This is a genomic window from Xanthomonas hortorum pv. pelargonii (assembly GCF_024499015.1).
GTDB classification, from domain to species: Bacteria; Pseudomonadota; Gammaproteobacteria; order Xanthomonadales; family Xanthomonadaceae; genus Xanthomonas; species Xanthomonas hortorum_B.
The window spans coordinates 1,016,754-1,042,963 of the sequence record NZ_CP098604.1; the positions used below are offsets into that span (position 1 = coordinate 1,016,754).

Below are 26,210 nucleotides of genomic sequence, written 5' to 3' on the forward strand. Positions count from 1 at the left end.
TGCCGATCGCTGCATGCGCAGCGATCGGCAAGCGTCTCTTCGGTGGCGTTTTTGGTACTGGCGACAGTATCGACTGGTGATGCATCAGTAAGTGATGCATCAGTAAGACGGATACGCAAGTTAGTTCGACCGGCTACGCAAAGATGGCTTCGATCACGCAAGCCCCTCCTTCTCCCGCCGGGAGAAGGTGCCCGAAGGGCGGATGAGGGTACGCAATCTCCCACCAGCACTGCGACCACCATCCACGTTTACTGCGTCATCACCACCGTCTGGATCGCATGTGCCGGAATCTCCAATTCGCGCGACGCCTCGCCCACATACAGGTTGTAGCGGATCGCCACATCGCTGGCATTCATCACCACCGTCGCCAGTGAGCCATCGCGGTTCGCAAATGCAGTGGTCATCAGATTGCTACGGCTACTGGCCGCACTCACCCGCCGCGCACCCGGCCGGATGAATTTGGAAAAATGGCCGATATACCAATAGCTCGGCGTATAGATCACCTCACCGGTGCGCGTGTCGGCATGCACAGGTGCAAAGCAGTAATTGCCCACATGGTTGGGGCCGCCGTTCTGGTCGAGCAGGATGTTCCAATCGGTCCAGCCCACCGCGCCGTGATTGAGATCATTGATGATCGCCGTGCCATAGCGCTCGCCATTGGGCCAGTACTGCAACCTGGCGGGGTCGAACTTTTCCACCGCCGCCTCGGTGAGCAGCAGATGCTTGTCCGGGTACGCCTGCGCCACCGCCGCCACGTTCTCCACCATCGGCGCAAACCCGGCCCAGGTCTCGTACCAGTGGAAGCCCATGCCCCACGCATACTTGGCCGCTTCCGGGTCGTCGAAGATCACGTGCGCGCGGTGCACCATCATGTCGCGGTTGTGGTCCCACACGATGATCTTGCGATCGCCGTAGCCGGCTTTTGCCATGGTCGGCCCGAGGTGGTTTTTGAGGAAATCGCGTTCTTCTTCCGCAGAAAACTGCATCGATTCCCAGGTCTGCACCGCCATCGGCTCGTTCTGCAGGCTGATGCCCCAGATCGGGATGCCGGCTTTTTCGTAGGCCGCAATGAAGCGTGTGTAGTACGTGGCCCAGGCCTGCGCATACGCAGGCAATAATTTGCCGCCCTTGAGCATGCTGTTGCTGTCTTTCATGAAGGCCGGCGCACTCCAGGGGCTGGCAAATGTCGTCAACTTGCCGCCGGCCGCCGCGATGGCCTGGCGCAGCATCGGGAGGCGATAGCGCTGATCGTGCTTGACCGAGAAGGTCTTCAGCGCCGTATCGCCCTCCTTGATGTAGGTGTAGCTGGCGCTGCTGAAATCGGAGCTATGGATGGTGGTGCGCGCCAGCGTATAACCGATGCCTTTTTGCGGATCGTAGTAGGCAGTGAGCAGTTCGCGCTGCGCACGCTTGGGCAGCTTAGCGAAGGTCTCCGCACTGGAATCGGTGATCGCCCCGCCAATGCCCAGCACCTCCTGAAAGCGATGTTGCGGATTGACGAAGATGCTGTTCTCTTTCTCCGTCAACGCATGCCCGGTCTTGAGTGCCTCGACGGTGCTGACGCGCATCTGCTGCGTCGCGCCTTGGGCGGTGGTGTAAACGCGTAGCGCGCCGGCGGGTGCTGCTGGCTGCGTAGCCGCATCCGCAACTGCGGCATCCGCCACTTTCGATGCAGGTGTAGAGACAGATGATGTCGTCGATGTCGGCATCGGAATCGGCGTTACTGCAGTTGTTGTTGCTGCAGTTTCTGCAGCTGTTGTTGCTGTTAATGCAGATGCAGATGCCAACACCATTTCAGTCGCAGCGCCCCAAACCCCCAACAGTCCCACCATCGACCACGCAATCGTTCGCTTCACCGTGCACCCTCCCAGGTTGGTGAGCAAGCCTAACCGACCAACGCGCCGCAACATCGCACGAAAAACGAGCGCAACCATGCATCCTTCTACCACCGGACGCTCCCTTCTCCCCTCGGGAGAAGGTGGCCCGAAGGGCCGGATGAGGGTACGTCTGCACGGACTGCTGGCCAGCCCGTAAACCAACGCAGCAACAGAGATGCCGACCAGGACAACACGTCCCCAACACCCGTAGTCACCACCGCCCACGCGTTGCTCCCAGACACGCGCGCCAGTGGCACGCAAGCCAGGCCCTCTCGCTCAACAGGACAACAACTCAAATCGTCCGCGAGCCGACTACCGCGCAGCCCGCGCCAACCGATCCAAAATCCCCGGCACTTCCAGCCCAAGCTCACGCGCCAGAAACCCCACCGTCCCAATCCGTTTCGACAGCAGCTTCCCCGCCGCCGCATGCACAAACACACCCCATAACGCAGCCGTCAACGCATCGCAGCCACGCGCGGCAAACCCGGCAATCAATCCGGCCAGCACATCGCCCGATCCGGAGGTTCCCAAGCCGGACGCACCACCGCGATGCATCCACAACGCCCCCTCCGGCCCGGCAATAAAACTGTCCGCGCCTTTGACAATCACCACACTGCGCAGTTTCTTCGCATAGGTCAGCGCGTACGCACCCGGCGCCGCTTCTATCGCTGCCTTGTCGTCTCCAGCCAATGCCGCCATCTCGCCCGCATGCGGCGTCAATACAAATGGCCGCCCAACCGGCGCACGCAAGCCGCGCGACAACGCTCCCGCATCCAGCACCAACGTGCAAACCGCTTTTTCAGCCGCGCGTTTAACCAATGCAGCGGTGGTCGCCGATGACGCCATCCCCGGCCCAATCACCGCCGCATCGCAGGCCTCCAATGCCGCATCCAGTGCACGATGCCCACGCGTAATTTCGCCCTGCCCGTTCTGCGCCAATCCCAGCACCAGGGCCTCCGGCACCGCCAACGCCATGCCGGGCGCCACGCTCGCAGCGGTGGCGATCTGCAACTTGCCCGCACCTGCGCGCAGTGCCGCCTCGCCGGCAAGCAACACCGCGCCAGGAACACGCATCGACCCACCCACAATTAACACCCGCCCACGCTGCTCCTTGTCGCCACCGGGCGATGGCAGTGGCAGCGCACGCAATGCGGCAGCGCTGAGCGTGCGGACGCGTGCGGTGGCCATCAGCGTGCTCCGGCCGGGCGGTCGGATTCGGTGGTCACCGGCTCATCGGCAAGCTCGGGCGAGACGAAGTTGGTCCGCACCAGGTGCAACGCCTGCCCCTCGCGGCCGGCCACGTATTCGGTGACACCGCAGTTGGGCACCTCGCCTTCGCGGTCGATGCCCAGAATCGTGGCCTCATCCATGCGTTCGGCCAGATAACGGAAACAATTGACGATCACCTGATGCCCCACGATCAATACGCGCGCGCCCACATGATTTCGCTGCAGATCGCCAACCACCGCGCGCAGCCGGAAGATCACATCGCACCAACTCTCGCCACCGGGCGGGCGGAAGTAGAACTTGCCCACCAACTTGCGTTGCTCGGCCAGCTCCGGAAACGTCGCGAGGATGCCGGCCGTGGTGTAACGGTCGAGCACGCCGAACTCCTTCTCGCGCAGGCGCTCGTCGATGCTGAGCATATCGTCGCCGTGGCCCAGCGCGCGCACCACCGCTGTGGCGGTCTGGCGCGCACGCACATAGGGCGAACACAGCACCACCGTGGGCCGCTCGCGCTGCGGCAGACCCAACATCCACGTGCCCAACGCATGCGCCTGACGCTCGCCCAACGCCGACAGCGGCACATCCGCATCGCGATGTTCCAGATCGATCAATGCATGGCCGTGCGCCTCTGCCACATCGCGCGCCACGTTGCCCGAACTCTGCCCATGCCGCACCACCCACAACCGCTCGGGCCACTGGGTGGACACGCCAGCCACCGCACTTTTCTCACTCACATCCATCTCCTGCACAAATCAGCCTCACGTGTCGCACAGCGCCCGTGAAAACGTGGTCGATCACCCATTGCCTGCAGGCGTTTCAGCAACGCGCGCAACACAGCACACCAACAAGCAGGCACAACGGGGCAATAACGCCGCGCCGGTATACTGCAGCCCCCTGGCACCCTGCTGCCCATGTCCAACGTTCTGCTGTTGCGCACGGCGAAAGAGCGCGAAGAACTGCTGCGGGAAGAGGTGCTGGACGCCGCCGAGCAATGCATCGACGCCGCCGGCCTGGGCGCCACCAGCTTCGAACTGATTGCCGAGCGCGCCAAGGTCAGCTGCGGCTGCCTGCTGCAGCGATTCGAAGACAAGGACGCGCTGGTGCGCGCCTTGCTGGAGCGCAACTACATGCGCGCCATCCGCCAGATGTGGCTGGTGGAACGCCCCGCCAACGTGCACGTGGTGGATTTCATCGCCGGCCTGCTCGAAGAATGGCTGCTGCAGGAAATCAATATCAAGCGCACCCGCATCGACCTGGAACTGCACCTGGCCACCCTGCGCGACCCGGTGCTGGCCGCCTTCATGCGCAGGCAGAGCGCATCGCTGATCGAACACCTCAGCGCGCTGCTCAAGCGCCTGCTGCGCGGCCACGCCGACCCGGCCAGCAGCGAGCAGGAATTCCAGGCCCGCGTCTTCGCCGTGGCCGCCATGTGCGGCGGCCTGCACAACGTGATGACCAGCGGCATGGAACTCAACCGCATGCATTTGCAGCTGATTTTGCGGGAGAGTTTGTCGGGGATTTTGAAGTCTGCGCCGGTGTAGTTCGGAAAACCCGGCAGGGCATGCGTGGCCCGCCACTCCAACCAGCAACGCGTGGGATCACCTTTCAACTGCCGTACGATGCAGACGCCTCTGCAGACGCGCGGGCTCTTGCGGCCAAGAGCAGTTGAGTAACCAATGCGCAGGCGTCGTCGCCAACGCCGCTGGCAGCGCGCCAGAGCTCTGGCGGCAGCCGGGAACGGTCTGCGGTTGCCAGGTTCTGAAGATCTGCTGCCAGCGCAGCTGCCTCTTCTTCGGTCATCTCACCCCCGGGACCGGCCACCTCCCCCTTGTTCACCATGGCAACGGCCGCGTCCAGACATGCTTCGGTGACGCCCAACTCCTTCGCCCTGTCGGCCTTGCTGACACTCGTCTGCGACTGCGCTTGCAGGTACCGGTTCGCCAGATACTGCACGGCAGACAGCGTGCCCATCACCACGGCGTAGGCCAAGGCCGGCGCAAGCGTGACACCCGCATTCTTTTTCCAGGACACCTCCCCTTTTGCATATTCATATGCCGCCGCAGCGGGCGCATGCACCGCGTCCAGAACTGCGGCTTCGGCAGGCCCTGCGACCGCAGAGGTGGCAAACCGCGCTGCCTGCAGCCCGGTGTTCGCAATGTGCACACCGATGGGCACGCGTGGGGCCTTGAGCCGCGCCGCACGCACGGGCGCACGCGACAGGTCTTGCTTCAATTGTGGATTGGCCTGCGGGTCGCCGCGTTGCGAGGAGTAACCCACCTCACGCGGGGCCTGCGCCTCGCGTTGATCGTGTCTTACCGCTTCACGAGCCGCATAAGTCACTGGGATGGAACTCATTCCTCACCTCTTCTAACAGTTCACCAAAGTGGCTGCGTTCCACTGCGCTACGCAAGCGTTATTGCACTTGGACGCAAGACCGAAACAATAGACCGTGTGGCGACGTACATGCGTGGCAGAGCGCTCAGCCAGCAGACGATGCAGACGCTTCCGCAGACGCGCGAATTCGCGCAGCCGCAAGTAAGTTACTGACCAATGTATAGGCATCGTCGCCGACGCCACTGGCAGCGCTCCAGATTTCAGGAGGCAATCGGGAACGGTCTGCCGTTGCCAGGTGCAGAAGATCCATGGCCAGTGCAGTCCGCTCACCTTCGCTCATTTCAGGGGTGGGAGTCTCTGCGTCAGGCATGGTGACCATCTCGATGGCGGCATCCAGACATGCTTCCGTTGTTCCTAGCTCGGTCGCCCTGGCTGCCTTTGTAACAGATGCCTGCGCTTGTGCTTGCAGATACCAGGCCGCCAGGCGTTCAACTGAATATGTAGCGCCCAATGCACTCAACGACGCCACAACAGGGAGACAGGCGACCATTGCATAGTTTTTCAAGTACGGATCATCTGTCGCGTAACCGTAAGCTGCCGCGAAAGGCGCCGATAATGCGTTCAAGCCGGTAGGAATGGTGGAGATAGCTGCCAGTGTCGTGCCCGCATGCGCTACCTGACTTCCAACGTTTGCAATCTGTACGCCGATGGGTACGTTTGGCTCTCTGAGACGCGCCTCACGCACTGGTGGCCGCCTTAGGTTTTCCGTCAATTGCGTGTTCTCATCGGGGTCTGTTCGCTCAGAGGAGGCGCCCACGCCACGCTCGGCTGGCATGTCCTGTTGATCGTGTCTTGCCCCTCTACGTGTTGCTGATGTCAAATTCACCGGGCGCATGCTTCACCTCTTCACCAGGTTGTCCAAGTCGCTAATGTTCCATTCGGACGTCAGTGCGTACAGCGAATAACCGAAAGATCGAAGCTTCTGGCGAAACAGACAAATCTGCACCTTGCAGAGTTACAAGATATCGGCGTGAGCACCACGCAATTGCATGACTCTGCGGCCACTCGCCTGAAGGGAGCATCTGACAGCGGCGTAGAAGGCAATCGTCAGGCAGACGGCAATGGCATCGTGAGGCCCAGAGTCTCTGCGGATCGCAACGCGCGCTCACCATGCTGATGGTCACGCTTTCAGGCTCAAAGCAGTGCAACAGGCAACCGGCGCTTCGTGTCGTTGCAACGCCCTTCGCCGATCGATATCCCAGAGAATGGAGCCGCCTCCATCCTGATCGCCTCATTGGCCAGCATCGACGCGAGGACAGCAGATGACCCCCATCAGTCCGCAACTCACACGCGCGGCAAGTCAACCCTGTATGGGCGCTTCGGTGGCGTCCGGGTCTATGGGTGAGTGCACTGCACCCGCGGCGGCAGCGCAACCCCTGCCCCATGCGAATGTCAGCGATGGAGTGCTGCAGGCATTGCCGCGGAAAAGACCACAAGGCGCTGCCGTTCTCAAACGCTCACTCAGTGTGCCTGCGCTGACGGCAACACAGCGCCGAATGCTTGCCGAACTCGGGTCTGAAGGCGGTACGTGCCTGACGCCCGACGAAGCAGCGATGCTGCGGGAGCTCAGTTTCCACACCCCGGCGACACCGCGCGACACGGTGCTGTTTACCGACCCCAACAAGGACCCCGACGATGTGGTCGCCTACACCATCGGCAAGCAACTGCAGGTAGCAGGCTTTGTACGCCTCACCGACGTTGCGGTGACCTTGGGCGATGCCAGCGTGCGCGAGCAGCGCGCCCGGCTCGCCAAGGGCGTCTTCAACCGCCTGCAATTACCCGATGTGCGTGTCTCACGCGGGCAGGACTACCCGATGAGTGCGAAACAGGCCGAGGACCATGCCAAATTCCTGCAGGAAGGCCAGGGGTTGCATGCGGAATCGGCCGAAATTTGCGACAACAGCCTGCAAGCGCTGCACGAGCGCCTGATGCAGGCACCGCAGGGGCTGAGCATGGTGGTGATTGCCGGCATGACCGACGCCCATGCGCTGGTCGATGCGCATCCGGCGCTTGTGCGCGAGCGCGTCAAGAGCATCGCCATCATGGGGGGCGTCGAGCCGGCCAGGGACGCTGACGGCCATGTGCAGCCCGACGCACGCGCCTACAACAATGCGACAGACCTGGACGCGGCCCGTGGCCTGTACCGCAAGGCACAGCAACTGCGCATCCCGTTGCGCATCGTTACCAAGGAAGCTGCCTACAAGACAGCGGTGTCGCCCTCGTTCTACGAAGGCCTCGCGAAAAGTGGGCATTCGGTGGGCAGGTATCTCGAAGACGTGCAGAAAAACGCCTTGAACGGCTTGTGGGAAGGGATTCAGGCAGGGCTGCTTCCGGGCCTGGATCAGGCGTGGTTCTTTCGCACGTTCACCGCAGACGCACTACCGCAGGCAAACAGCCCGCAAGAGGGCGCAAATCAAGCCATGGCCTTCGACCAGATCTGGCCGAAGGTCACCAAACTCAACTTGTACGACCCGTTGACGCTGCTGGCCTCGGTTCCCGGCGCGGCGGGCATGCTGTTCACGCCAAGGCCGATACACACCGATGGCTGCAGCGTTGTGGAGCTGGTGGGCGAACAGGAAGTCAAGCATCCAGAAAAGGCGAAGCTGTTGATGTCTGCATTGGCAAAAGTGGCGCTTGCTTCTGAAAAATGAAGGGCAAATCATTGCAGTTACACTTTGAGTCCGCGTTAGGAAAAATTGCCGAAGGCCGCCCCGGCGTGCCATTGGCGGTGCGCCTCACTGGCACCAATCGGCACGACTCGGTCGTGTTCGAGGAGTCGATCGACGCCTTGCCGCCAATTGGTGGCAAACCAGGGCGCCCGCGACGTTGGCCAGACAAATTGCACGCCGACCAGGCCTACGACATCGCCCGCTGTCGCACCTTCCTCAAGCAGCGCGGCATCATTGCCCGGATCGCACGCAAAGACATTGAGCGCAACCACCGGTTGGGCCGTCATCGCTGGGTCGTCGAGCGCACCCATGCCTGGTTCGCAGGCCTGGGCAAACTGCGCATCCGCTTTGAACGCCGCATCGATCTCCACATGACGTTGCTCTTGCTTGCTTGCTCCATCATCTGCTGACGACTTCTTCCTGGGTTTTGTTAACCGCCCTTAAAATAGAGATAAAGTCTCGAAAAATCCAGTTCGACTAAACGTTCTTTATTGCGAAGAGTTCTTCGCATTGCGGTGAGCATGGCCCCGGTGCGGGCATCATATTGTGCTGCGGCTGGGGAGCCGCGAAAATCTGCTTTTTTATACTCTTCACCAACCAAACCGCCGTCACTCACACTGCGTGGTGCATGCCCACGCGGCTGCTCTGTGCGACTCACTCCTTAAGCGAACCAGAAACCAATGAAAAAATTATGCTCGATTTCCACTTGCCTCGTTGTATTGATGGGGTGCTCCACCATGTCCCTTGCACAGGCTGCAACCCATGGCAAAGGCCTCAAGCAGTCTTTGATGGTCCAGCCAGTCACCCCCATCTTTGGCACCATGAGCACCGGTGCCGGCGACCTACCCGCCAGTGTTGATCTGCGCGGCTTTGCCATTGAGCCCGGTGACCAGGGGCAAGTCAATTCCTGCGGATCCTGGGCCACGGCTCACACATTGGGCGGCTGGTACGCCAACGCAGGGAAGCAGGCAGTTAAACGATTTGCCCCCATGTATCTTTATAGCCAAGTAAATAATGGTGTCGATGAAGGTAGCACCATTGAAGCGAACCTGGATACAGCGCTTTCACAAGGAATCGACACGGAGCAGCATTATTCCTGGGGCAACTACGACTGGAAGCACAAACCAACCGCAGCCGACCGTGCCAGTGCGGCAAACCATCGAACGCCGTACAAGAAATACACTGTGATTTATTCGGGTAGCGGGAACGGAAATGCCCCGCTGATCGAACAGATAAAACGAGCGCTAGCTGCATCAACACCGGTGGTGATCGGCTTCAACACCAGACAAGGCTTTAACGACCTAGGCGCCAACGAAGTGGACAACGACACTACCAGTCCGGTCGATGGTGGGCACGGCGTCGTAGCACTTGGCTATAATCAAAGCGGGCTGATTATCGAGAACAGTTGGGGCGAGAACTGGGGCTCTCGAGGCTTTGGCACGCTGTCTTGGGAAGTAGTTGGCAAGGATGTCTTCATAGCGGTAGTAGCTCATTAGAAGCCGCTAAAGGAAACATGATGAGGGCCGCGTCCGCCGCAAGTGCGGGCGCGGCCAACTTCCGGACGAAGGGTACCGCCTCAGTGCATCTGACTCCACTGCCAGCGTCAAACACTTGGAAATTCAATGCTCAGCGCTACAAACCAAGAACCGTTAACAACCCCCTGAATATTGTTTCGCCAGCGGCAAAATTGCGACCACTCACCTACGGCAGCTGCATTCGGCACGATTGATGGCCCTAGACTATCTTTAGGGAACCTCTGAACAATGCGCGGCGTTGCGGGCGAACTTGGGATTTCGCTTTCTCGCAACGGTCGCCCATGCTAAAAATCAATCACTGGCACCTGATGAAGATTGCCTCAGGTGTCGAGGCTGTGGCGAGGTCGCCAAGCGCGACTTGTGAGAGGCCTGCATTGTCAATGCTGAGTATATTTTATAGAAACTTCACTAAATCAGGGGTTATTGGCCTGCTTCGCATCAGCTTGTAGATTTGCGCACTTGGATAGCAACAACGTATAGGCGAAGGTATAGTGCGCGCCACATCCACTTGACATAATAACTATATACATTATGCCAATCCAAACCAATTATAGCGGGATCTACTCACAAAGCATGCCCAATACGCCCCGCGACCAAGATCGGTTTAATGCGGAAGTGAATGTGCATCTCGATCATCTCAACTCTCGACCAACTGGCAACCAGTTACTGGACAAGCTACAGCAGCTTAGTGGAAAAAGAAGACACAAGGTCACTATTCATGAGATCGCTCCCCCCGAAAATCCAGGTGCAGAGCCCGTTCTCTCACGGCACCAATTAGACGCTCATCCTGAGCTAAGCAGATTCAAAGATATTCGCGAGAAAGCCGGCCGTTCATATGCTCTGAAGAAGCCGGGAGGCGAAAAAAACCAGGGATCAAGTGTTGTTGTGTCATGGAGTGCCCGTCAGACGAGCATTGAGCTGGACGACGATGGGGACCCAACCACTAAGGTGACCTCCAGTCCCATCGACAAAGTTTCAGTGTTGGGGCACGAATTGGTGCATGCAAAGCATATGATGGCTGGAACGTGGAAAGGCTCATATGAAGATGATCGTGGCCCAGACACTCCCACCGGGAAGGAAGAGTTGCGTGCCGTCGGCTTAGGAAAATACAAATATTCTCAGTCAGGCGAACCATCGGAAAATTCTATTCGAGCCGAGCACGGTTTACCAAAACGGGTTAGCTACCATCACATTGGCTATAGAAGCGAGTGAATCACACGACGGCGCGACCTTTCGCCCACGCCATTTTGACGAGAGCACGTTGCGTGCTACCGGCTTCTGCAAAATGTAGGAATGCGCCACTTGATGGACCATGTTTAGCCGGTCCCGGATCTCTGCACCACCCAAAGTGCAGAACCTGTAGCTGCATTCATCTTTCGCTAACGCTCAATGGCCACAGCGGCCCATCAAAGCCGCTGAAGCGCCAACTGATCCAGGATGGTGCGCATCGCACCGGCCGCATCAAAGATCGCGCTGCCCAGCACGGGCAAGGTGCGGCGGTCCAGCCGATCGGCGTTGCCGGCAGCGATCACATCGCCATGGGCGGCAATGGTCAGCAACAACTGATCCAGTGCATCCACCTGCTCCATCGTGATGCCGAAGGCAAACGCATCACACGGCTTGTCATCCCCTGCCCGCCTGCGCGCGCGGGCCGACGCCATCACCGACCGGCTCATGCGGCCTCCCCGGCGTCAGCACGCGCGCTGTCAGAGGCGTCGGGCTCCAGGCGCGCGGGCCACTGCACCTGCGCCAGTGCCTGCGTCACCTGCTCGGCCAGCAGCTCCAGGCAGCACGCCAACTCCTCCATGCAGATGCCTGGCTGCCGCAACTGCTCTTCGGCCTGCGTGCGCGGCTGCGCCAGGCGCGCTAGAAACCGCATGTGGTCGCGCAGTTGCTGCAAACGGTATTGCGCGCCTTCTGGCAGGTAGTAGCCCGGGTGTGACTGCGCATCTCGTACAACGTCCGACATGGCCTGCTCCTCATTCCATGGAATCAGCCCGCCCGCCGCAAGGCGGCGGACGGGAAGTCGGGAGGCTCGAAACCGCGTGTAGCCGGCGGGCGTATTCCCCTTGCGGGTGTTGTATTAGCCGCCCTCCCGACGCAGGCATCACGTCGGTTGCACCCCTAAACAAGCAGGCACAAAAACCCACCGGTTTGTCGGAGGTGGGTACCGCTACACGTGGAGTTTCGAGGCTCCGTGCAGCAAGACTGCTACTGAAATTCGGATGAGTCAATACGAGAGGCGGTAGCAGTGATCTCTGTAGCCGTGGCTACAGGTCGAACGGGTCGCAAACAGACATAGTCACAGTTGTATCATCGCCTACTTTTTCCTGCCAAGAAGGTCGGTTTGCCTACGTACCTTCCCAAAACGAGAAAACGGCTGATCACTTTTGCAGCAAGTCCTGAAGGAATTCTGATTCAGGCTTCACCGCTGAGACATGCAATTGATCGCGGGCACGGGTGCAAGCTACGTACAACAACTGGCGCTCGGTGTTGTAAATTTCGGTCAGCTCGGCCTCGTCGGCGGCAGTGTCGATGCGCGCCTGTGAAGGAATGATTGCATCATCGCAGGCCATCACTGCGACCACGCGGAATTCCATGCCCTTAGCCAAATGCTTGGTGGTGATGCTGACGAAGCCCTCTTCCGTCGCCATATCCTTGCCAAGCACGCGCCCCTGTAGGCCAGCGGCCTTTACTGCCGCCTGTGCGCGAGACAGTTCGCTTTCGGATCGGACGAAGACACCGATTTCCTGCGGCTGCACGCCACTGCTGCTGCACTGCTTCAACCATACGCCAACGGCTTCGCTTTCCGTCTGGGCATCGGCATAGCCGCAGATGGTCGGCTCCGGCCCATTGAACACGGAAACCGTGCCCTTGCGGCTTTCGACGTTTCCGTCCACATCGGATACCTCGGGGCCGAGCAGACGATCGGCCTGCGAGCGAATCTGGTGCGATGTGCGGTAATTGATATTGAGCGTGCGCGATCGACCACGCACATCAACACCCAAATGTTTCCACGAGAAAGGCGTCTGGAAGATGCGTTGACCGAGGTCGCCGGCGAAGAAGAGCGCATTGGCGCGGTTGCCGCCAATCGCTGCAAGGAAGCGCAATTGTTGCACGCTGATATCCTGCGCTTCATCCACCACGATGTAATCGAATACCGGATGTTTGCGATTGGGCATGACTTCGGCCAGCTTGGCGAACATTTCGGCAGTAGTGATCTTGCCGGCCTGTTTCAATTGCGCTTGCACCTGGGTGAAAACCTGCCAATACAACGCTCGCTGCGCCTCCGGCAAACGTGTCTTGCGCCCTAACCGCTTGGCATCGCGGTAAGCCTCCCAGCTTTCCACTTGCCATGTATCCACCACGTCGTCCCATTCGGACAGCAAAAACGCAGCGTTGGCCTTCAGGCCATCGACCTGCGTAGCAGCTGACTTCAGCATAGAGAAAGTTTCATCACGACTGGCAAATACCGGCTTGCCGAATTCCGCCGCATACAAGCGGATACCAAGAGCATCCATGGCGAATACGTCGATACGTTCACCTAGCTTCGGCGTGTTCCAGATCAGCCGATACAGATTGCCGCGCAAGGCGTTGGCCAACGTGTCCGAAAACGTGGAAAGAAGGACGCGTGCGTCTTCGTCCTTTGCACCAAATGCACAGCCCGGTGCAAGGCAACCACTGTCTTGCCCGTGCCCGCCGAGCCAGACACACGCGCCGCACCGTTGTAATGACGTTCGACAAGTTGCCGTTGTGCCGGATGCAGGAAAACTGTCCACTTGTCCCACGGGTATTCCAAGGCGCGAGCCAGCTCGTCCATATCGGACATGACGCGGAAGCGACGCTGCGCGTCCGGGTGCTGGAACGGATCCGCGCCCCTACCCGCCACCTCCGGCAACGCCGGCGTGCCGCCGGTCGCCAGTTCAAGCAGGGCTTCTGCCGCCTCACCGGGAAGATGATGGGCCAGCTCAAGCAGCGAATCCTCGTCGACAGCTTTCACGTCGGCAAGCCATTCCTGCGGCACCCCATAGGCCAGCAGTTGGTCGTCACCATGTTTCGCGAACAGTTTCGGCTTCCGCCACGTGGCAGGCCTGCTGTCCTCGACGTACTTCGGAACGAGGATCTCCTCGACACGCTCGCGGACTTCGACAAGCTGCGCTGCGCCGGTGGTCGGGTGCACTTCCAGCTTGCGCCGCTCGGCCCATTGATAGGCCTTATCGTGATGATCGACATAGCAGAGCAGCAGACTGCCAGCGGTCTTGTGGACGATCAGGCGAATATCGCGGCTGACACGCACCGACCAGAAGTTCGGATCTTTGGCTCTGTCGAGCTTATGGAAGCTCATGCCGTTACCAACAGGATCCACCTGCAAATCGAAGGCGGTGGTCTTGGCTGCCTTTTGCTCATCGCCGGTCAAGCGCGCAAGACTAGTGGTAAAGGTGTCGGCGATGCGGAATTCCATCAGTTCCTCTCAATTCTGGCAACTACGCCGCGCGGTACTGGCTACCGCGATCCACCGCAAATTTTTTCAGCTTCTTCGCCAGCTTCCGACACTCTTTTTCGGTGACCGCGTTGAAATTAATAATCGCGTGCGCTGGGTTCCCGACGACGGGATCGGGCTGATGTATCAGCCCAACCGATGCGGCCTCTGCGCCACTGACAGCCCACACACCAACGGACTCCAAACCGAGATCCAGTGTGTAGTGATGATGCGATGCCTCCGCGGTAGTCTGATCGCCATCGTAAACGGACAGCTTTCCGTCATCCTTTGGGAAAGGGAAAAAGCCTGGCTGGAGACTTCACCATCGGGGAAAAATTCGGATGCACCTGGCGCAGCAATAAGGTCTGATCGTTCATGCCTGCTGCACCTTGATGGTGTCATTCAAGAACGCGAACAGGGATTGCCAGCCGACAGGATCGAGATTGAAGTCTCTCTCCACGTCCTCCTCATCGGCCCCGAACGCATGGTAACTGGCCTGCAAGTTCGTCAAGTCGATGTCCAGCGACGGATCACCTTCGACTTTCCATTCGAGCAAAATATTGCCATCCTGCTTTGAAACAATTATGGGTGACGGTAATTTATCCGGGTAATCAGCGATTATTTTTTCAGAGACACTAGACAGCCTGTCGGCATCGGGCGCCAGACCACTACCCGCGAACCAGCCATTTTTAAGCTGGGAGATCTCGTCGAAGCGCGCCGAGATGGCATAGTTCTTGGTGACTTCCAGTGACTCGATGGAAATTATTTTTTGCAGGCGTTCGTAAGAATCGTACGCACCTACGCCTATCACGCTAATCTGATGACGCTCGCGCCCCCATAGATGCGAGCCGTGTTATGAAACGAGTCCACCATGGGAATAACAACGGCCGGGCTATTGTCTGCCGGCTTCAGGCGAAATGAGGATTTGGCGAAATCAACCTCTTCAATGTAGCCATTGAGCGAAATTTCTCGCTCATATACCTGGTCCGCAGCCAGCACCAGTTGCTTGCGTTTTTCCTGCGTTAGGCGGGCCGGATTTCCGATCTGAAGTGGCAACTCTAAAGCTTCATCGGCACGCAAAGAACGTCCGAACTGATTGAAGTGCCCTAACAATTCTTTCGGAAATGCATCTGGCAATGCAGTAACCGGTGCTGCGATACACTCAGCCACCAAATCACGGGCACGCTCGAAATAATCTCTCTCACCGCCTTGTAGGGCAAGCGCGCCAGCCATGACCAACGCCAGCATCGGCTTGGTGCTACCTTCGTCGATGCGCTCAATATCCAAGCGGAAACCCGCTTCAAAGCCCTTGGGCACACGCTGCCGTCCTGGGTGCTCCTGCAAATACAGATGCTTGGCCAGTTCGACAATCAGACGTTCATAAGCCGCAAGATCACGAGCCACATCGACGGGCAATGTATGCTCGTCAAAGCGTGCGCCAGTGAACTTGGGCTGGGAGAAGTCGATCTTCATATATCTAGCTTACCTTGAAAACCTTCATCACCTCATCACCGAGGTGATTGATGACCTTCACCGCAAACCGACCGTTACTCGGTTTCGGGAAAGGGCGCGAGGTGTCGCAGTTGAGCGTTGCCCAAGCGTCGGGGTCGATTTCAGCTTTGAGGGTAGTCTTCAGAGCCTTGTACGGGTCATTCGCGCCGAGGAAGTAGGCATGGCGGACGAAGAAGGATTCCTCGTTGTAGTCGGTATCCAAAACCAGCAAGCGATGCCGTCTGCACCGTCGCTACGCACTTCACCGGTGCTGGGGTGGAACACATCCACGCCGTTGATGCGCACCACCAGTTGCCCGTCGGCAGGTACCTCGATAACGTCACGCTTGCCATCGTATCGGCGGATGCTGTGGCCCTGTGTGTCCAGCACGTCCACATCCGGCTCGCCGAAGATCACGAACAGATTGCCCTTGCCGGTGTTCTTCAGGTCTTCGGCCATGTGTAGGTCGGCGTTCATACGCGCCTTTAGTACATTGATACGGCCCAACTTGCTGAATTCGGTGGCCGGTGCGTCGTAGTTGAAGGCGCAGGCGATGAGCACGTCGAAATTGGCATCGCCAGCCTCGCGGGCAGCATCGACCAAATCTGCACGGGTGACTGTGCCGAACTCTGGGCCGACCAGGATGCCGGCACGCTTTACCTGTCCGTTTTCCAGATAGCGGCCTTCGGCGCAGATCAAATCGCCCGGCCACGGCTCCAGTGAGGTGAACTCTATCTTGTCGGCCTTGTGCGCCTGCTGCACGCCAGCGGTGCGCAGATTGGCCAGGATCAGGCTGGCAAAGTCCTGTCCGTACTCCGCTTGAGTCTCGGCCACGTGGTCGATCAGGTTGTCTTCCTCGTCCACGCCCAGCACGCGATGCGGCGACAGGGATTCCACAGTGAAGGGGCCGGCCACACGTACCATCTTCCTGTCCTCATATGGTTTGTCGTGGAGGTACTCAAACTCAGCCTTAGCGGCAATAGAGGCATCGATTTCCTGTTGGCGGGCGATGCGTTGTTGCCACCAGTCGGCGTGGAGTTTCTTGGCTTCAGCAGTCCACTCGGTCTCTACCTCGCGCGGGATTTGCCATTCCTGCCACTGCTTGCCGAGTGATTTGTTCAGCGCTTCACGCAGCGATTCCAGCACGGTCTGGAATCTTTCCCAAATGACGTCGATCTCTGCGTTGTTGGCAATCGTTTCGAGCATGATGTGCGGCACGCGCTCGCAGACAAAGCCGTGGGCAATATTGTCCCACGTGGGCTGGCTGGACGGCGCACTGCGGGTGATCTCGGCTTCCTTCAACTGCCCTTCTTTGCTGTCCGCCAGCAGATAGAACGGATAGCGGGCACCCATGATTCGAGCGCGGGCCAGCGCCAACGATACGCGCGAGGTGTCAATGGTGATCCAGCGGCGGCCCCATTGTTCGGCAACATAGGCGGTAGTGCCGGAACCGCAAGTGGGATCAAGCACCAAGTCGCCAGGGTCGGTTGCCATCTGTAGGCAGCGCTCAATCACTTTGGTGTTCGTTTGGACGACGTAGACCTTTTCTTCCGTGAAGCTGCCAGTGCTTACATCCGTCCAAACATTCCCATGGGCCGACAGCTCAAAGTCAGTGTGATAACGGATGAATCTCAGTGAGTTTTCAGCAACATGAATGCGCCCAGCTTTTGCAAGCCTGTCCATTCCCGTTGGGAATGATGCCTTCCAATGCGAGTTCTTCTCCCAAGTATCGTAGCCTTTCCCGCGAAAAGTGAATGGCTGATGCTCCTTGGCACGACCTTGTGAAAGAAGATTGTCTGGAGCATATGGCAATGAACCTTCTGGAACTGGAATATCGCCACGCTTTTCAGCTGCTGACACGCCACGATAGGTGAAATCAGGAAACATCAACCAGCGAGCGTTTCCTTCTCCAAGCTCAAACTTTTTGCGGAACATGGGCGAACGCGCTTTACGAGCGCCAAGTGCTTTGTCTTTGGCGTACCAAAGGATATGGTCACTCACATTGCCGACATAGTTCGTCACGAAGCCCGTCGTTGTCTGTACCGTGATCAAACTAATGAAGTTCCTGTCACCAAAAACTTCATCCATTACCGCCCGCACGCGATGCACATTCTCATCGCCGATCTGCACAAAGATCGAACCGCTGTTCGTCAACAAATCCCGCGCCACAACTAGTCGGTCGCGTAAATAAGTTAGGTACGAATGAATGCCATCGCGCCACGTATCGCGAAACGCTTTTACCTGCTCCGGCTCGCGGGTGATGTGGCCCACGTTACCGTCCTTCACGTCGCGGCTGGTGGTGGACCACTGAAAATTACTGTTGAATTTGATGCCATAGGGCGGATCGAAATAGATGCACTGCACCTTGCCGCGAAGCCCCTCGCGCTCGGCCAGGCTAGCCATCACTTGCAAGGAGTCGCCCAGGATCATCCGGTTCTGCCAATGCCCCTCATGTTGGTAGAACTCGGTGCGATCCGCTCCTTCGGGAAGGCCATTGAAGTCGCCGAACAAATCGAGCGAGTCCTGTTTCGGCGTGGCAGCTTCGCGTCGTTCTTCGGTCTGGCGGCGCAGATCGTCGATCAGCGCCTTGGGTTTCACCTTCTCTTGGATGTACAGCGGCGGCGCATTGACGACCAGATCTGACCAGTCTTGCTGATCCTTGCCTCGCCAAATGAGTTGTGGATCGAGGTCGCGGTTAAGCCGCTGCTGGAATTCCGGGAAACCTTTCCCCCGTCATGCAAGGCGCACAGTTCCCCTAGCCATTGCCTGTTGGCACGCGGATAGGCCACTTGCACAGGCGCTTGCTCGTGGTGCTGCATCACGGACTGATGCTCCACCGTCGGAATGTTCTTCCGCTTGGCCTCGGTGTGGGTGATCTGCTCGATACTCTTGCCGGGATTCTCTGTTTTCTTCGTTGCCATCTTAGTACTCCTTATTTCCCCGGCGCGGGCACAGCCGTTTCAATCATTTGGTTGAACTTCGCCTCGACCTCTTTCGCGAAGTCATGCTGCATTTCGTACACGTCGCCAAACTCGGCGAAGGCCCAGCGGCCATGTCTGCCGAGGTGGTTCACGCCGGGAATCCAATAGGTGTCCATAGTGGACTTCTTCTCCTTCGCGTCTTCGCGCCTGTAACCCTTAATCTCAACGATCAAGTTCAGCGGATCACCCTTACCGCGTCCATCGTCCACTTGCACGATAAAATCCGGGATGTAGATGCGGTTGGCCGAGCCAAAGCGGTAAGGTACTTCCAGGCCGAGATTGTGGTTTTTAGTGTAGGCCAGCACCTTGGGATGCGATTCGGCGATGCGGCAGAATTCGCCTTCCCAGCCGCTGTCCAGAATCACCCAGTTGACCTGATTTTTCGGCTGGTTCTCCACGCCGAGGGTTTCCCAGCGTTCAATGCACGGACGAGAAGTGTTGAAACGCACGTGCGCGGTGCTGCCGGTCGGGTTGAATGGGTCGAGGATGGCCTTAACCTGCCGACCCTTCTCCAGTTCCTTCGCGGTGATGCCCTTGGTGATGCGCTGGCAGGCCATATCTGCCAGTTCGCGGTACATCAACTGCGCCGGGTAGGTGCCACCCTTACATTCCAGGCACTGGTCCAGCCACTGGCGCACGATACGCTTGAGCTGCCCGAACAAGGCAATCGGTGCATCCTGGCCTAGATCACGCCAATGCTGGAACAGCAGATGCTTGGTCAACTCCATCAGTAGGGTGGACTGGCGCACGTCTCCCAGATGCTTGATATCCAGCTCTACCGCTTCGCCAATGATGCCGGCGTTGTGGGTCCTGGTCGCGCCGACCATGTCAGGCGTCAGGCTGAGGTGGTGATCGTCGTTGAATTCTGCTTCGAGTTGTTCTTCTGGCAGTTCAACGCGATAGCCCTGTACGCGCGGGAACCAGATTTCCAGATGATCGCGTTCCGGACGCAGTGCCTTGACTGTAATGGTTTCGCGGGGCTTGGGCGGCGTGATGATGACAGGCTCGGCTGTGAAGTCGAAGGGGATGCCGAATATGTCGGCGTACTCCACGTCGAAGAGACCTTGCTCGTTCAGCTCATAGGACTGGCGACGCAGGGCACGGCCAATCACCTGCTCGCACAGCAGCTGAGTACCAAAGGCACGCACGCCGAGGATGTGGGTAACTGTATTGGCATCCCAGCCTTCCGTGAGCATCGACACCGACACCACACAGCGGATTTGTTCACCCAAGCGACCCTGCTTGCCAACGGTGTTCATCACCTCGCGCAGCAATTCGCTGTCACTCAGGTTCTCAGCCTGACGACGATCGCCGGTGCGCTCGATGATTTCGCGCTTGAAGCGTTCTATCTCGTCGGCCGCCATCCCCCGGAAGTTATCATCCAGCGCCTCGCCTGATTCGAGTTGCTCGCTGTCTATCAGCAGGGTGTTCGGACGTGCTAACGGACCGTGTTCATCATGGTTTCGGAACAATTCAAGCCTGCCGGGTACAGGCTTGATGAAGCCATTCTCATCCGTGCGCTCAAAACCGGAGATGTAATCAAACACCAATTTTGAAGTCGCGGTGTTATTGCACACCACGATAAAGCACGGTGGCGCTTGAATGCCTGCCTGCTTCCACGCTTCGTAGGTTTTGAGGTAGTGGCCGTACAGGGCTTCCAGTGCGGTCTGCAATTCCACCGGAATGGCCAATGGATCGAGCTGGGCGTTTTTGCCGCGCCCCTTCTTCGGCATCTTCTTGCCGATGTGCTTCCAAAGCTCACGATAGATGGGCATTTCCGCGCCGGGAATGTTGTCGGCGACCGGCACGCGCGGCAACTTGACGATGCCGCACTCGATAGCGTCCATCAGCGAAAAATCGCTCATCGTCCACGGAAAGAGCGTGCCCTCCACATAGCCAGAGCCGGCGAGGAAGAAAGGCGTCGCTGACAGGTCCATCACCTGCTGCAGCCCCAGCTTGCGGTTGACCGCTTCTAGGCCAGAAATCCAAAGCCGGGCGGCTTCATTGTTGTCCTCGGCTTCCGCTTTCTGATCTTTATCAGGATCTTCGTCGTCCACGGCAGCGTGCGGCTTCTCCCGATAGCAATGGTGTGCCTCGTCGTTGATGGCAAGAATATTCTTCAGCCCCATCAATTCCGGCATGACTCGCTGGAGCATCTGTCCCTCGGTTTCCAGCGTTTCCAGCTCGCTGCCGGTACGGCCTTGCAACAGGCGGCGGCCGCCCTTGGACAGCTCCATGCGTTCGCGCCGCTTGAAAGCGTGGTAATTAGTGATAACGATTTTGGCCTTGTCCAAATCGGACAGCATGTCGCGCGGCACGATTTCGCGGTTGACGTAGTAGCTGTCTGCATCATTGGGCAATAGCACACGCAAACGATCCTTGATGGTCAGGCCAGGGGCAACCAGCAAGAAACCACGGGTGAATTTCTTGCTCTGCGGATGCCGTACAGCATTGACCGTCTGCCATGCAATGAGCATGGCCATGACTGTGGTCTTGCCAGCACCAGTCGCCAGCTTCAGCGCCAAACGCATCAAGCCGGGATTGGCATCAGTGCTGGCCTTTTTCAGGTGATCGAGGAAGCGCTCGCCGCTCTTTCCAAGCTGTGGAGCGACCTCGGTCAACCAGATGGCGGTCTCGGCCGCTTCTATTTGGCAAAAGAATGGGCGCACACCGGCGAACTTGTGGTTGCGCCAATGTTCCAGTAAGCGGGCTGTTTCAGGGGTGACGCGCCACTGCGCAGGTGGCAAGAGACGCCAAGCATCGACCTCGCGCCGCACCGAATTGATCAGCTCAGAGTGTCGGTAGCGCTGCCCGTCGTCAGCCAGGCTCTCAACTTCATCCAGCGCCAGGGTAGCCTGCTCGCCCTGGTGCCGACGTGGCTTTGGAATCGGACTAGGGCCTGTTAACACATCCGAAGCCCATCAACGACTAGGACGAAGCTGAGGAATCCAAGGAACATGACATCCAGCTTCTCGAAGCGCGAGAAAATCCGGCGGTAGCCTTTCAAGCGACGGAACAGTCTCTCCACTTCGTTACGCCGCTTGTACATCTCCCGGTTGTATTCCCAAGGCTCGACCCGATTGGATTTCGGCGGGACCACCGGCACGAAGCCAAGATCGAGCGCCAACTGGCGTGTTTCGTTGCCTTCGTAAGCACGGTCCATCAACAAATGAATCGGCCGCTCCACTGGCCCCAGGTGTTCAAGCAACGCGCGGCCTGCAGGTGCGTCATGCACGTTGCCAGGCGTCAATCCAAAGGTGATGGCTGTTCGAGCATCTGCGGCAACCATATGAATCTTGGTGTTCCATCCACCGCGAGACTTGCCGACGGCCTGCGGGCCGTTTTTTTAATGCACCCGTGCCATCGGGATGGACCTTGACGCTGGTGGAGTCCAGCGAGACTGCTTCGATCTTGATGCGCACGATCTGGGACTTCTGCAATTGGGCGAACATCCGGTCCAGCACACCCGCCTTGGCCCAACGGTTCATGCGTGTGTAGACCGTATGCCAGTTGCCAAAGCGCTTGGGTAGGCCGCGCCATTTGCAGCCATGCTCGGCAACGTAAAGGATGGCGTTGACCACTTGCAGGTTGGTCATGCTGACATTGCTGCGCTGCGCCGGCAGGCAGTGTTCGATCAGAGAAAATTGTGCTGGCGTGATCTCCATACCCAATAGTTTAATCGCTCGGGCCATTAGTGTTAACAGGCCCTAATGAAGCTGGATGCTCGGCGAGATTCGACTACTTGCTGTGTAGGTTGACCCTTTTCGTCGAGCTCCCAGTGCAAAGACGGGTAACCGTATGGAGAATTGAGAATAGGCTGATTGAAAAACTGGTCACTCATTATCTTTAACCCCTGATCTTGGCCCTAGCCGGACATCGACTCTCACGCCACCAGTTGGATGCAGGTGATCAACTCAATGATAGTCGTCTTCACGCTGATGCCTGACTGCCAAAACGGTGACGACCTGATTGCTTTCAACCTCAAACAGCAGGACGTAGCCGCTGACACCGAAGCCGATCACCAACTCCCGCAAGAACGGGTCTGCCACCCCCGCCTTGCGGCAGCTCAAAGGAGCCAGTTCAAGCACGGTGACGCCATCGCCGATGGCCTGCAGCGCACGTTCGGCAACGGTGAAGTCGCCTTCGGCACGCTGTAGCAGCCAGTCGTAAAGCCGCGCGAGATCGTCGCGCGCTTCCTGAGTGAAGCGGACAGAAAATCCCACGTTGGCTTAGCCCTTGCGCGCCTTGTCCAGTTTGGATTGCAGCCCGGCCAGCACATCCTTTGCGTCGATGTACCGCCCCGACGCCTTGGCGCTGTCACGCGAGGCCAGCCCGCGTGCAATGAAGGCTTCCTGCTGCTGACGCTGCTGCACCTGGGCACGCACGGAGTGCTCGACGAAGCTGGAAAGCGTCTCACCCTTCTGCAACACAGCTTCGGCCGCTTCGCGCAGCGCCGGGTCTACCCGGAGCGATGGAAGAGATGCGGATTTCATGGCTGGTCCAGTGCGTTGCAATTGCGATGCATCATCGCAAGCGAGCGGCGGTGCTTCAAGGTTTTCTTTGCAGACCTAAGCCGACGATGTCGCAGCTACGCTGATGCCTGCCGTATCGGCCTGACCGCCACGCCGGCCAAGCACACCACCGAGATCTTCGGCAAGCCGATCTACACCTACAGCTACCGCGAAGCAGTGGCAGATGACTGGCTGATCGACCACGAGCCGCCCATCCGCTACACCACCGCGCTCGGCAAGAACGGCATCCACTTCGATCGCGGCGAGCGCGTCAGCGTTATCAACACGCAGACCGGCGAAGTCGATACCGCTGACCTGGAAGACGAGCTCGACTTCAATATCGAGTCGTTCAACCGGCGTGTGATCACCGCGGACTTCGACCGGGTCGTCTGCGAGCAGCTCGCCATCGAACTGGACCCGGACGGCGAGGAAAAGTCCCTGATCTTCTGCGTCAGCCAGCCCCACGCCGAACGCGTCAAGAACCAGCTGGACGAGGCCTTCAAACAGGTCCATGGCAATTACTACAACCAGGCCAGCGTCGCGGTGATCACCGGCAAAAGCGACAAGGTCGACCAGTTGATCCGCAACTACAAGAACGAGCGCTACCCCAATATCGCCATCACCGTCGACCTGCTGACCACCGGAATCGATGTGCCGCGTATCGCCAACCTGGTGTTCATGCGCCGGGTCCGCTCGCGCATCCTCTACGAACAGATGAAGGGCCGCGCCACCCGCCGCTGCGACGACATCGGCAAGACCGTGTTCCGCATCTTCGATCCGGTCGATCTGTACACCGCGCTCGAACACGTCGACACCATGCGCCCGCTGGTCAAGGACCCCAACATCAGCATCGAGCAGCTGGTCCACGAGCTCGGCCAGCAGCGCAGCTTCGATGCCCCCGGCAGCAACGGCGGCAGCCATGCCGACGACGCGCTCGACCAATTGAGCCAGCGCATCATGCGCGTGCTGCGCAAGGCCCAGCATCGCGCCGAGCAGCGCCCGGATCTGCGCGACAAGCTCAGCGAGCTGGAAACCTCCTGGGGCGTGGTGCCCGCCGTGCTGCACACCCACCTGCACAAGCTCGGCGCGCGCAATGCCGCCAGCTTCCTCCGCGAGCACTCGCGTCTGGTGGAGCAACTGGCCGAAGTGGGCGTGCTGCTGGGCACGGACCGCTATCCGGTCATTTCCGAACACCTCGACACCTTGCTCGAACGCGCACAGAACTACGGTGTCAACGAAGCCCCAGCCGATTACCTGGACAGCTTCAACGCCTTCATCCGCGAGCAGATCAACCAGTCCGCCGCGCTCAGCGTCATCGTCAACCGCCCCCGCGACCTCACCCGCGCCCAGTTGCGCGAGGTACGCCTGCTGCTCGACCAGCACGGCTACAGCGAGGCCCACCTGCGCGGCGCGTGGCGCGACAGCACCCAGCAGGAGGTCGCCGCCAGCATCATCGGCTACATCCGCCGTGCCGCGCTGGGCGAGGCATTGGTGCCGTTCGAGCAGCGCGTCGACAAGGCGATGCAGGGCATCTATGCCCAGCGCAGCTGGACGCCGGTGCAGCGGCGCTGGCTCAAGCGGCTGGCCCAGCAGCTGATACACGAGGTGGTGATGGACCGCGACACCGTGCAACGCAACTTCAGCGGCGACGGCGGCGCCCTGCAGTTGGACCGCCTGCTCGATGGCCGGCTGGACCAAATCTTGGGCGATCTGGGCGAGCAACTGTGGGATCAGACTGGCTGAGTCGCTAGTTCACTGGCGTATGAGCCGATTAGTCGGGATAATCGGCTCACCCAACGAGCCAATTAATCCAGCCAATCGGCTCACCGATGCCCAATCGAATAACCGATCCCCGCCCCCGCTGGATCTGGCAGCAGCCCGACTGGCCTCGCTTCCACTGGCAGGCCGATGCCCTGGCGGCTCTGCTGCGCGACTGCCAGCACGCGCACGGCCAGCTGCTCGGCATGGCTGGCGCGGTCGCCGGCGACCAGCAGGCCGCCGAAGCGCTGGACACCCTGCTCTCCAACATCGTCACCTCCTCGGCCATCGAGGGCGAGCGGCTGGATGTCGGCTCGGTACGCTCCTCGCTGGCCCGCCATCTGGGCCTGGCCGAAGACAGTCCTCGCCGCACCACTGGCCGCAGCGAGGGGCTGGCCGAGCTGATGCTAGACGCCACCGGCCACGCCGACGCCCCGCTGGACCTGCCCCGCCTGCTGCAATGGCACCACTGGCTGTTTGCCGAACAGGACAGCCTGCTGCCCACGCGCATCCGCATCGGCGCGCTACGTGGCGATGAGCCGATGCAGGTCATCTCCGGCCGCCTTGACCGCCCTACCGTCCACTTCGAAGCCCCGCCGCGCGACGGGCTCGACGCCCAGCTCGCCGCCTTCCTCGACTGGTTCGCCAGCTCGCGCACCGACGCCACGCTGGACCCGCTGCTGCGCGCCGGCATCGCCCACCTGTGGTTCGTCACTCTGCACCCGTTCGACGACGGCAATGGCCGCCTCACCCGCGCACTCACCGATCTCGCCCTGGCCCAGGCGCAACCGCAGGCGATCCGTCTCCATGCACTGTCGGCCAGCATCCTTGCCGACCGCAGCGGCTATTACCGCAGCCTGGAAACTACCCAGAAAGGCCTGCTCGACATCACCCACTGGCTGCACTGGTTCCTGACCACCTTGCATGACAGCCTCGTGCAGGCCCTGCACCGCATCGACCGCGTGCTGGCCAAGGCGCGCTTCTGGCAGCTACACCACGCACAGCCGCTGTCGGCCGAACAGGTCAAGGTGCTCAACCGCCTGCTCGATGGCGGCGAGCGCGGCTTCGAACACGGCATCAGCGCCTCGCAATACCAGGCCGTGGCCAAGGTCTCCAAGGCCACCGCCACCCGCCATCTGGCCGACCTGCTGGAAAAAGGCTGCCTGCGCCGCCTGCCCGGCAGTGGCCGCAGCACCCGTTACGCCATCAACACGCCGGCCTCCAGCATCGCGCTGCCGGCCCGCACCACTTCAGAACAAGGCAGCACCCCATGACCCATAACGACAT

The 26,210-nt window shown here is 59.6% G+C and carries 18 protein-coding genes and 5 pseudogenes; 7 read left to right on the forward strand and 16 right to left on the reverse strand.

Going from position 1 to position 26,210, the window contains the following annotated elements:
- Positions 1–248 precede the first annotated feature (248 nt).
- The 3 genes from NDY25_RS04400 to NDY25_RS04410 form a co-directional block, all read right to left on the reverse strand.
- Positions 249–1,709 carry a glycoside hydrolase family 30 protein gene (locus tag NDY25_RS04400; RefSeq protein ID WP_168958001.1) on the reverse strand — a complete coding sequence of 487 codons (1,461 nt, stop codon included), beginning with the start codon at positions 1,707–1,709 and terminating at the stop codon, positions 249–251.
- A 480-nt stretch (positions 1,710–2,189) separates the two neighbouring features.
- Entirely contained in the window at positions 2,190–3,065 is an 876-nt protein-coding gene (locus NDY25_RS04405) for an NAD(P)H-hydrate dehydratase (RefSeq protein WP_168958002.1), read from the reverse strand.
- Positions 3,065–3,844, reverse strand: a complete 780-nt coding sequence (locus NDY25_RS04410; protein WP_168958003.1) for a histidine phosphatase family protein — start codon at positions 3,842–3,844, stop codon at positions 3,065–3,067. Before NDY25_RS04410 ends, NDY25_RS04405 begins: the two co-directional genes overlap by 1 nt.
- A gap of 171 nt (positions 3,845–4,015) precedes the next feature.
- Here NDY25_RS04410 and NDY25_RS04415 point away from each other — a divergent pair, with 171 nt between their 5' ends.
- Positions 4,016–4,645 carry a TetR/AcrR family transcriptional regulator gene (locus NDY25_RS04415; RefSeq protein WP_168958004.1) on the forward strand — a complete coding sequence of 210 codons (630 nt, stop codon included), beginning with the start codon at positions 4,016–4,018 and terminating at the stop codon, positions 4,643–4,645.
- A 64-nt stretch (positions 4,646–4,709) separates the two neighbouring features.
- Here the strand turns inward: NDY25_RS04415 and xopAV (NDY25_RS04420) are convergent, their stop codons facing one another.
- Together xopAV (NDY25_RS04420) and xopAV (NDY25_RS04425) are read right to left on the reverse strand one after the other, a co-directional pair.
- A complete protein-coding gene (gene xopAV, locus NDY25_RS04420) occupies positions 4,710–5,459 on the reverse strand; it encodes a type III secretion system effector XopAV (protein WP_168958005.1) in 750 nt (249 codons plus the stop codon).
- Positions 5,460–5,583: 124 nt separating this feature from the next.
- The gene (gene xopAV, locus NDY25_RS04425; protein ID WP_168958006.1) at positions 5,584–6,273 is read right to left on the reverse strand and encodes a type III secretion system effector XopAV; all 690 of its coding nucleotides are present in this window, start codon (positions 6,271–6,273) and stop codon (positions 5,584–5,586) included.
- A 487-nt stretch (positions 6,274–6,760) separates the two neighbouring features.
- On the opposite strand from xopAV (NDY25_RS04425), the gene xopQ reads away from it, so the two are divergent.
- Together xopQ and NDY25_RS04435 are read left to right on the forward strand one after the other, a co-directional pair.
- Positions 6,761–8,149: a type III secretion system effector XopQ gene (gene xopQ, locus NDY25_RS04430; RefSeq protein WP_425510771.1), complete on the forward strand. Its 1,389-nt coding sequence runs from the start codon at positions 6,761–6,763 to the stop codon at positions 8,147–8,149.
- A gap of 56 nt (positions 8,150–8,205) precedes the next feature.
- Positions 8,206–8,577, forward strand: a pseudogene (locus tag NDY25_RS04435) (transposase); the annotation flags it as partial.
- Positions 8,578–8,597: 20 nt separating this feature from the next.
- Here the strand turns inward: NDY25_RS04435 and NDY25_RS04440 are convergent.
- Positions 8,598–8,783 carry a hypothetical protein gene (locus NDY25_RS04440; RefSeq protein WP_256627798.1) on the reverse strand — a complete coding sequence of 62 codons (186 nt, stop codon included), beginning with the start codon at positions 8,781–8,783 and terminating at the stop codon, positions 8,598–8,600.
- 106 nt (positions 8,784–8,889) lie between these two features.
- On the opposite strand from NDY25_RS04440, the gene NDY25_RS04445 reads away from it, so the two are divergent.
- Both NDY25_RS04445 and xopG read left to right on the forward strand, forming a co-directional pair.
- Positions 8,890–9,663: a C1 family peptidase gene (locus NDY25_RS04445; RefSeq protein WP_425510786.1), complete on the forward strand. Its 774-nt coding sequence runs from the start codon at positions 8,890–8,892 to the stop codon at positions 9,661–9,663.
- Positions 9,664–10,275: 612 nt separating this feature from the next.
- Positions 10,276–10,914, forward strand: a complete 639-nt coding sequence (gene xopG, locus NDY25_RS04450) for a XopG/HopH/AvrPtoH family type III secretion system effector (RefSeq protein WP_251773521.1) — start codon at positions 10,276–10,278, stop codon at positions 10,912–10,914.
- Positions 10,915–11,108: 194 nt separating this feature from the next.
- Here xopG and NDY25_RS04455 read toward each other — a convergent pair whose 3' ends face one another.
- From NDY25_RS04455 to NDY25_RS04510, 10 genes and pseudogenes are all read right to left on the reverse strand, one after another.
- On the reverse strand, positions 11,109–11,378 hold the full coding sequence (locus NDY25_RS04455) for a hypothetical protein (RefSeq protein WP_168958010.1): 270 nt from the start codon (positions 11,376–11,378) through the stop codon (positions 11,109–11,111).
- Complete coding sequence (locus tag NDY25_RS04460) at positions 11,375–11,671, reverse strand: XAC0095 family protein (RefSeq protein WP_168958011.1); 297 nt, start codon at positions 11,669–11,671, stop codon at positions 11,375–11,377. Before NDY25_RS04460 ends, NDY25_RS04455 begins: the two co-directional genes overlap by 4 nt.
- A 415-nt stretch (positions 11,672–12,086) precedes the next feature.
- Positions 12,087–14,164 (reverse strand): annotated as a pseudogene (locus NDY25_RS23100) (UvrD-helicase domain-containing protein).
- Positions 14,165–14,555: 391 nt separating this feature from the next.
- Positions 14,556–14,993 carry a hypothetical protein gene (locus tag NDY25_RS04475; RefSeq protein WP_256627802.1) on the reverse strand — a complete coding sequence of 146 codons (438 nt, stop codon included), beginning with the start codon at positions 14,991–14,993 and terminating at the stop codon, positions 14,556–14,558.
- Positions 14,990–15,655: a hypothetical protein gene (locus NDY25_RS04480; RefSeq protein ID WP_256627803.1), complete on the reverse strand. Its 666-nt coding sequence runs from the start codon at positions 15,653–15,655 to the stop codon at positions 14,990–14,992. Before NDY25_RS04480 ends, NDY25_RS04475 begins: the two co-directional genes overlap by 4 nt.
- Positions 15,656–15,659: 4 nt before the next feature.
- Positions 15,660–18,594, reverse strand: a pseudogene (locus tag NDY25_RS04485) (site-specific DNA-methyltransferase).
- Positions 18,595–18,605: 11 nt separating this feature from the next.
- Positions 18,606–21,548, reverse strand: a pseudogene (locus NDY25_RS04495) (BPTD_3080 family restriction endonuclease); the annotation flags it as partial.
- 8 nt (positions 21,549–21,556) lie between these two features.
- A protein-coding gene (locus NDY25_RS04500; protein ID WP_256627968.1) for an IS5 family transposase occupies positions 21,557–22,319 on the reverse strand; the annotation gives its coding sequence in 2 pieces (ribosomal slippage) (positions 21,557–22,001 and positions 22,000–22,319; 765 coding nt in all).
- Positions 22,320–22,568: 249 nt separating this feature from the next.
- Entirely contained in the window at positions 22,569–22,877 is a 309-nt protein-coding gene (locus NDY25_RS04505; protein ID WP_104555409.1) for a type II toxin-antitoxin system RelE/ParE family toxin, read from the reverse strand.
- A 6-nt stretch (positions 22,878–22,883) separates the two neighbouring features.
- Entirely contained in the window at positions 22,884–23,147 is a 264-nt protein-coding gene (locus NDY25_RS04510) for a YlcI/YnfO family protein (protein ID WP_168959497.1), read from the reverse strand.
- Positions 23,148–23,228: 81 nt separating this feature from the next.
- On the opposite strand from NDY25_RS04510, the pseudogene hsdR reads away from it, so the two are divergent.
- Both hsdR and NDY25_RS04520 read left to right on the forward strand, forming a co-directional pair.
- A pseudogene (hsdR, locus tag NDY25_RS04515) lies at positions 23,229–24,908 on the forward strand (type I restriction-modification system endonuclease); the annotation flags it as partial.
- An 86-nt stretch (positions 24,909–24,994) separates the two neighbouring features.
- Positions 24,995–26,197: a Fic family protein gene (locus NDY25_RS04520; RefSeq protein ID WP_256627807.1), complete on the forward strand. Its 1,203-nt coding sequence runs from the start codon at positions 24,995–24,997 to the stop codon at positions 26,195–26,197.
- Positions 26,198–26,210 lie beyond the last annotated feature (13 nt).

What these genes read in the sequence shown, in the direction of transcription:
- NDY25_RS04400 (WP_168958001.1), bottom strand. Translation starts at nt 1,709, where the DNA reads ATGCCGACATCGACGACATCATCTGTCTCTACACCTGCATCGAAAGTG.
- NDY25_RS04405 (WP_168958002.1), bottom strand. Translation starts at nt 3,065, where the DNA reads ATGGCCACCGCACGCGTCCGCACGCTCAGCGCTGCCGCATTGCGTGCG.
- NDY25_RS04410 (WP_168958003.1), bottom strand. Translation starts at nt 3,844, where the DNA reads ATGGATGTGAGTGAGAAAAGTGCGGTGGCTGGCGTGTCCACCCAGTGG.
- NDY25_RS04415 (WP_168958004.1), top strand. Translation starts at nt 4,016, where the DNA reads ATGTCCAACGTTCTGCTGTTGCGCACGGCGAAAGAGCGCGAAGAACTG.
- xopAV (WP_168958005.1), bottom strand. Translation starts at nt 5,459, where the DNA reads ATGAGTTCCATCCCAGTGACTTATGCGGCTCGTGAAGCGGTAAGACAC.
- xopAV (WP_168958006.1), bottom strand. Translation starts at nt 6,273, where the DNA reads ATGCCAGCCGAGCGTGGCGTGGGCGCCTCCTCTGAGCGAACAGACCCC.
- xopQ (WP_425510771.1), top strand. Translation starts at nt 6,761, where the DNA reads ATGACCCCCATCAGTCCGCAACTCACACGCGCGGCAAGTCAACCCTGT.
- NDY25_RS04445 (WP_425510786.1), top strand. Translation starts at nt 8,890, where the DNA reads ATGGGGTGCTCCACCATGTCCCTTGCACAGGCTGCAACCCATGGCAAA.
- xopG (WP_251773521.1), top strand. Translation starts at nt 10,276, where the DNA reads ATGCCCAATACGCCCCGCGACCAAGATCGGTTTAATGCGGAAGTGAAT.
- NDY25_RS04455 (WP_168958010.1), bottom strand. Translation starts at nt 11,378, where the DNA reads ATGAGCCGGTCGGTGATGGCGTCGGCCCGCGCGCGCAGGCGGGCAGGG.
- NDY25_RS04460 (WP_168958011.1), bottom strand. Translation starts at nt 11,671, where the DNA reads ATGTCGGACGTTGTACGAGATGCGCAGTCACACCCGGGCTACTACCTG.
- NDY25_RS04480 (WP_256627803.1), bottom strand. Translation starts at nt 15,655, where the DNA reads ATGAAGATCGACTTCTCCCAGCCCAAGTTCACTGGCGCACGCTTTGAC.
- NDY25_RS04510 (WP_168959497.1), bottom strand. Translation starts at nt 23,147, where the DNA reads ATGAAATCCGCATCTCTTCCATCGCTCCGGGTAGACCCGGCGCTGCGC.
- NDY25_RS04520 (WP_256627807.1), top strand. Translation starts at nt 24,995, where the DNA reads ATGCCCAATCGAATAACCGATCCCCGCCCCCGCTGGATCTGGCAGCAG.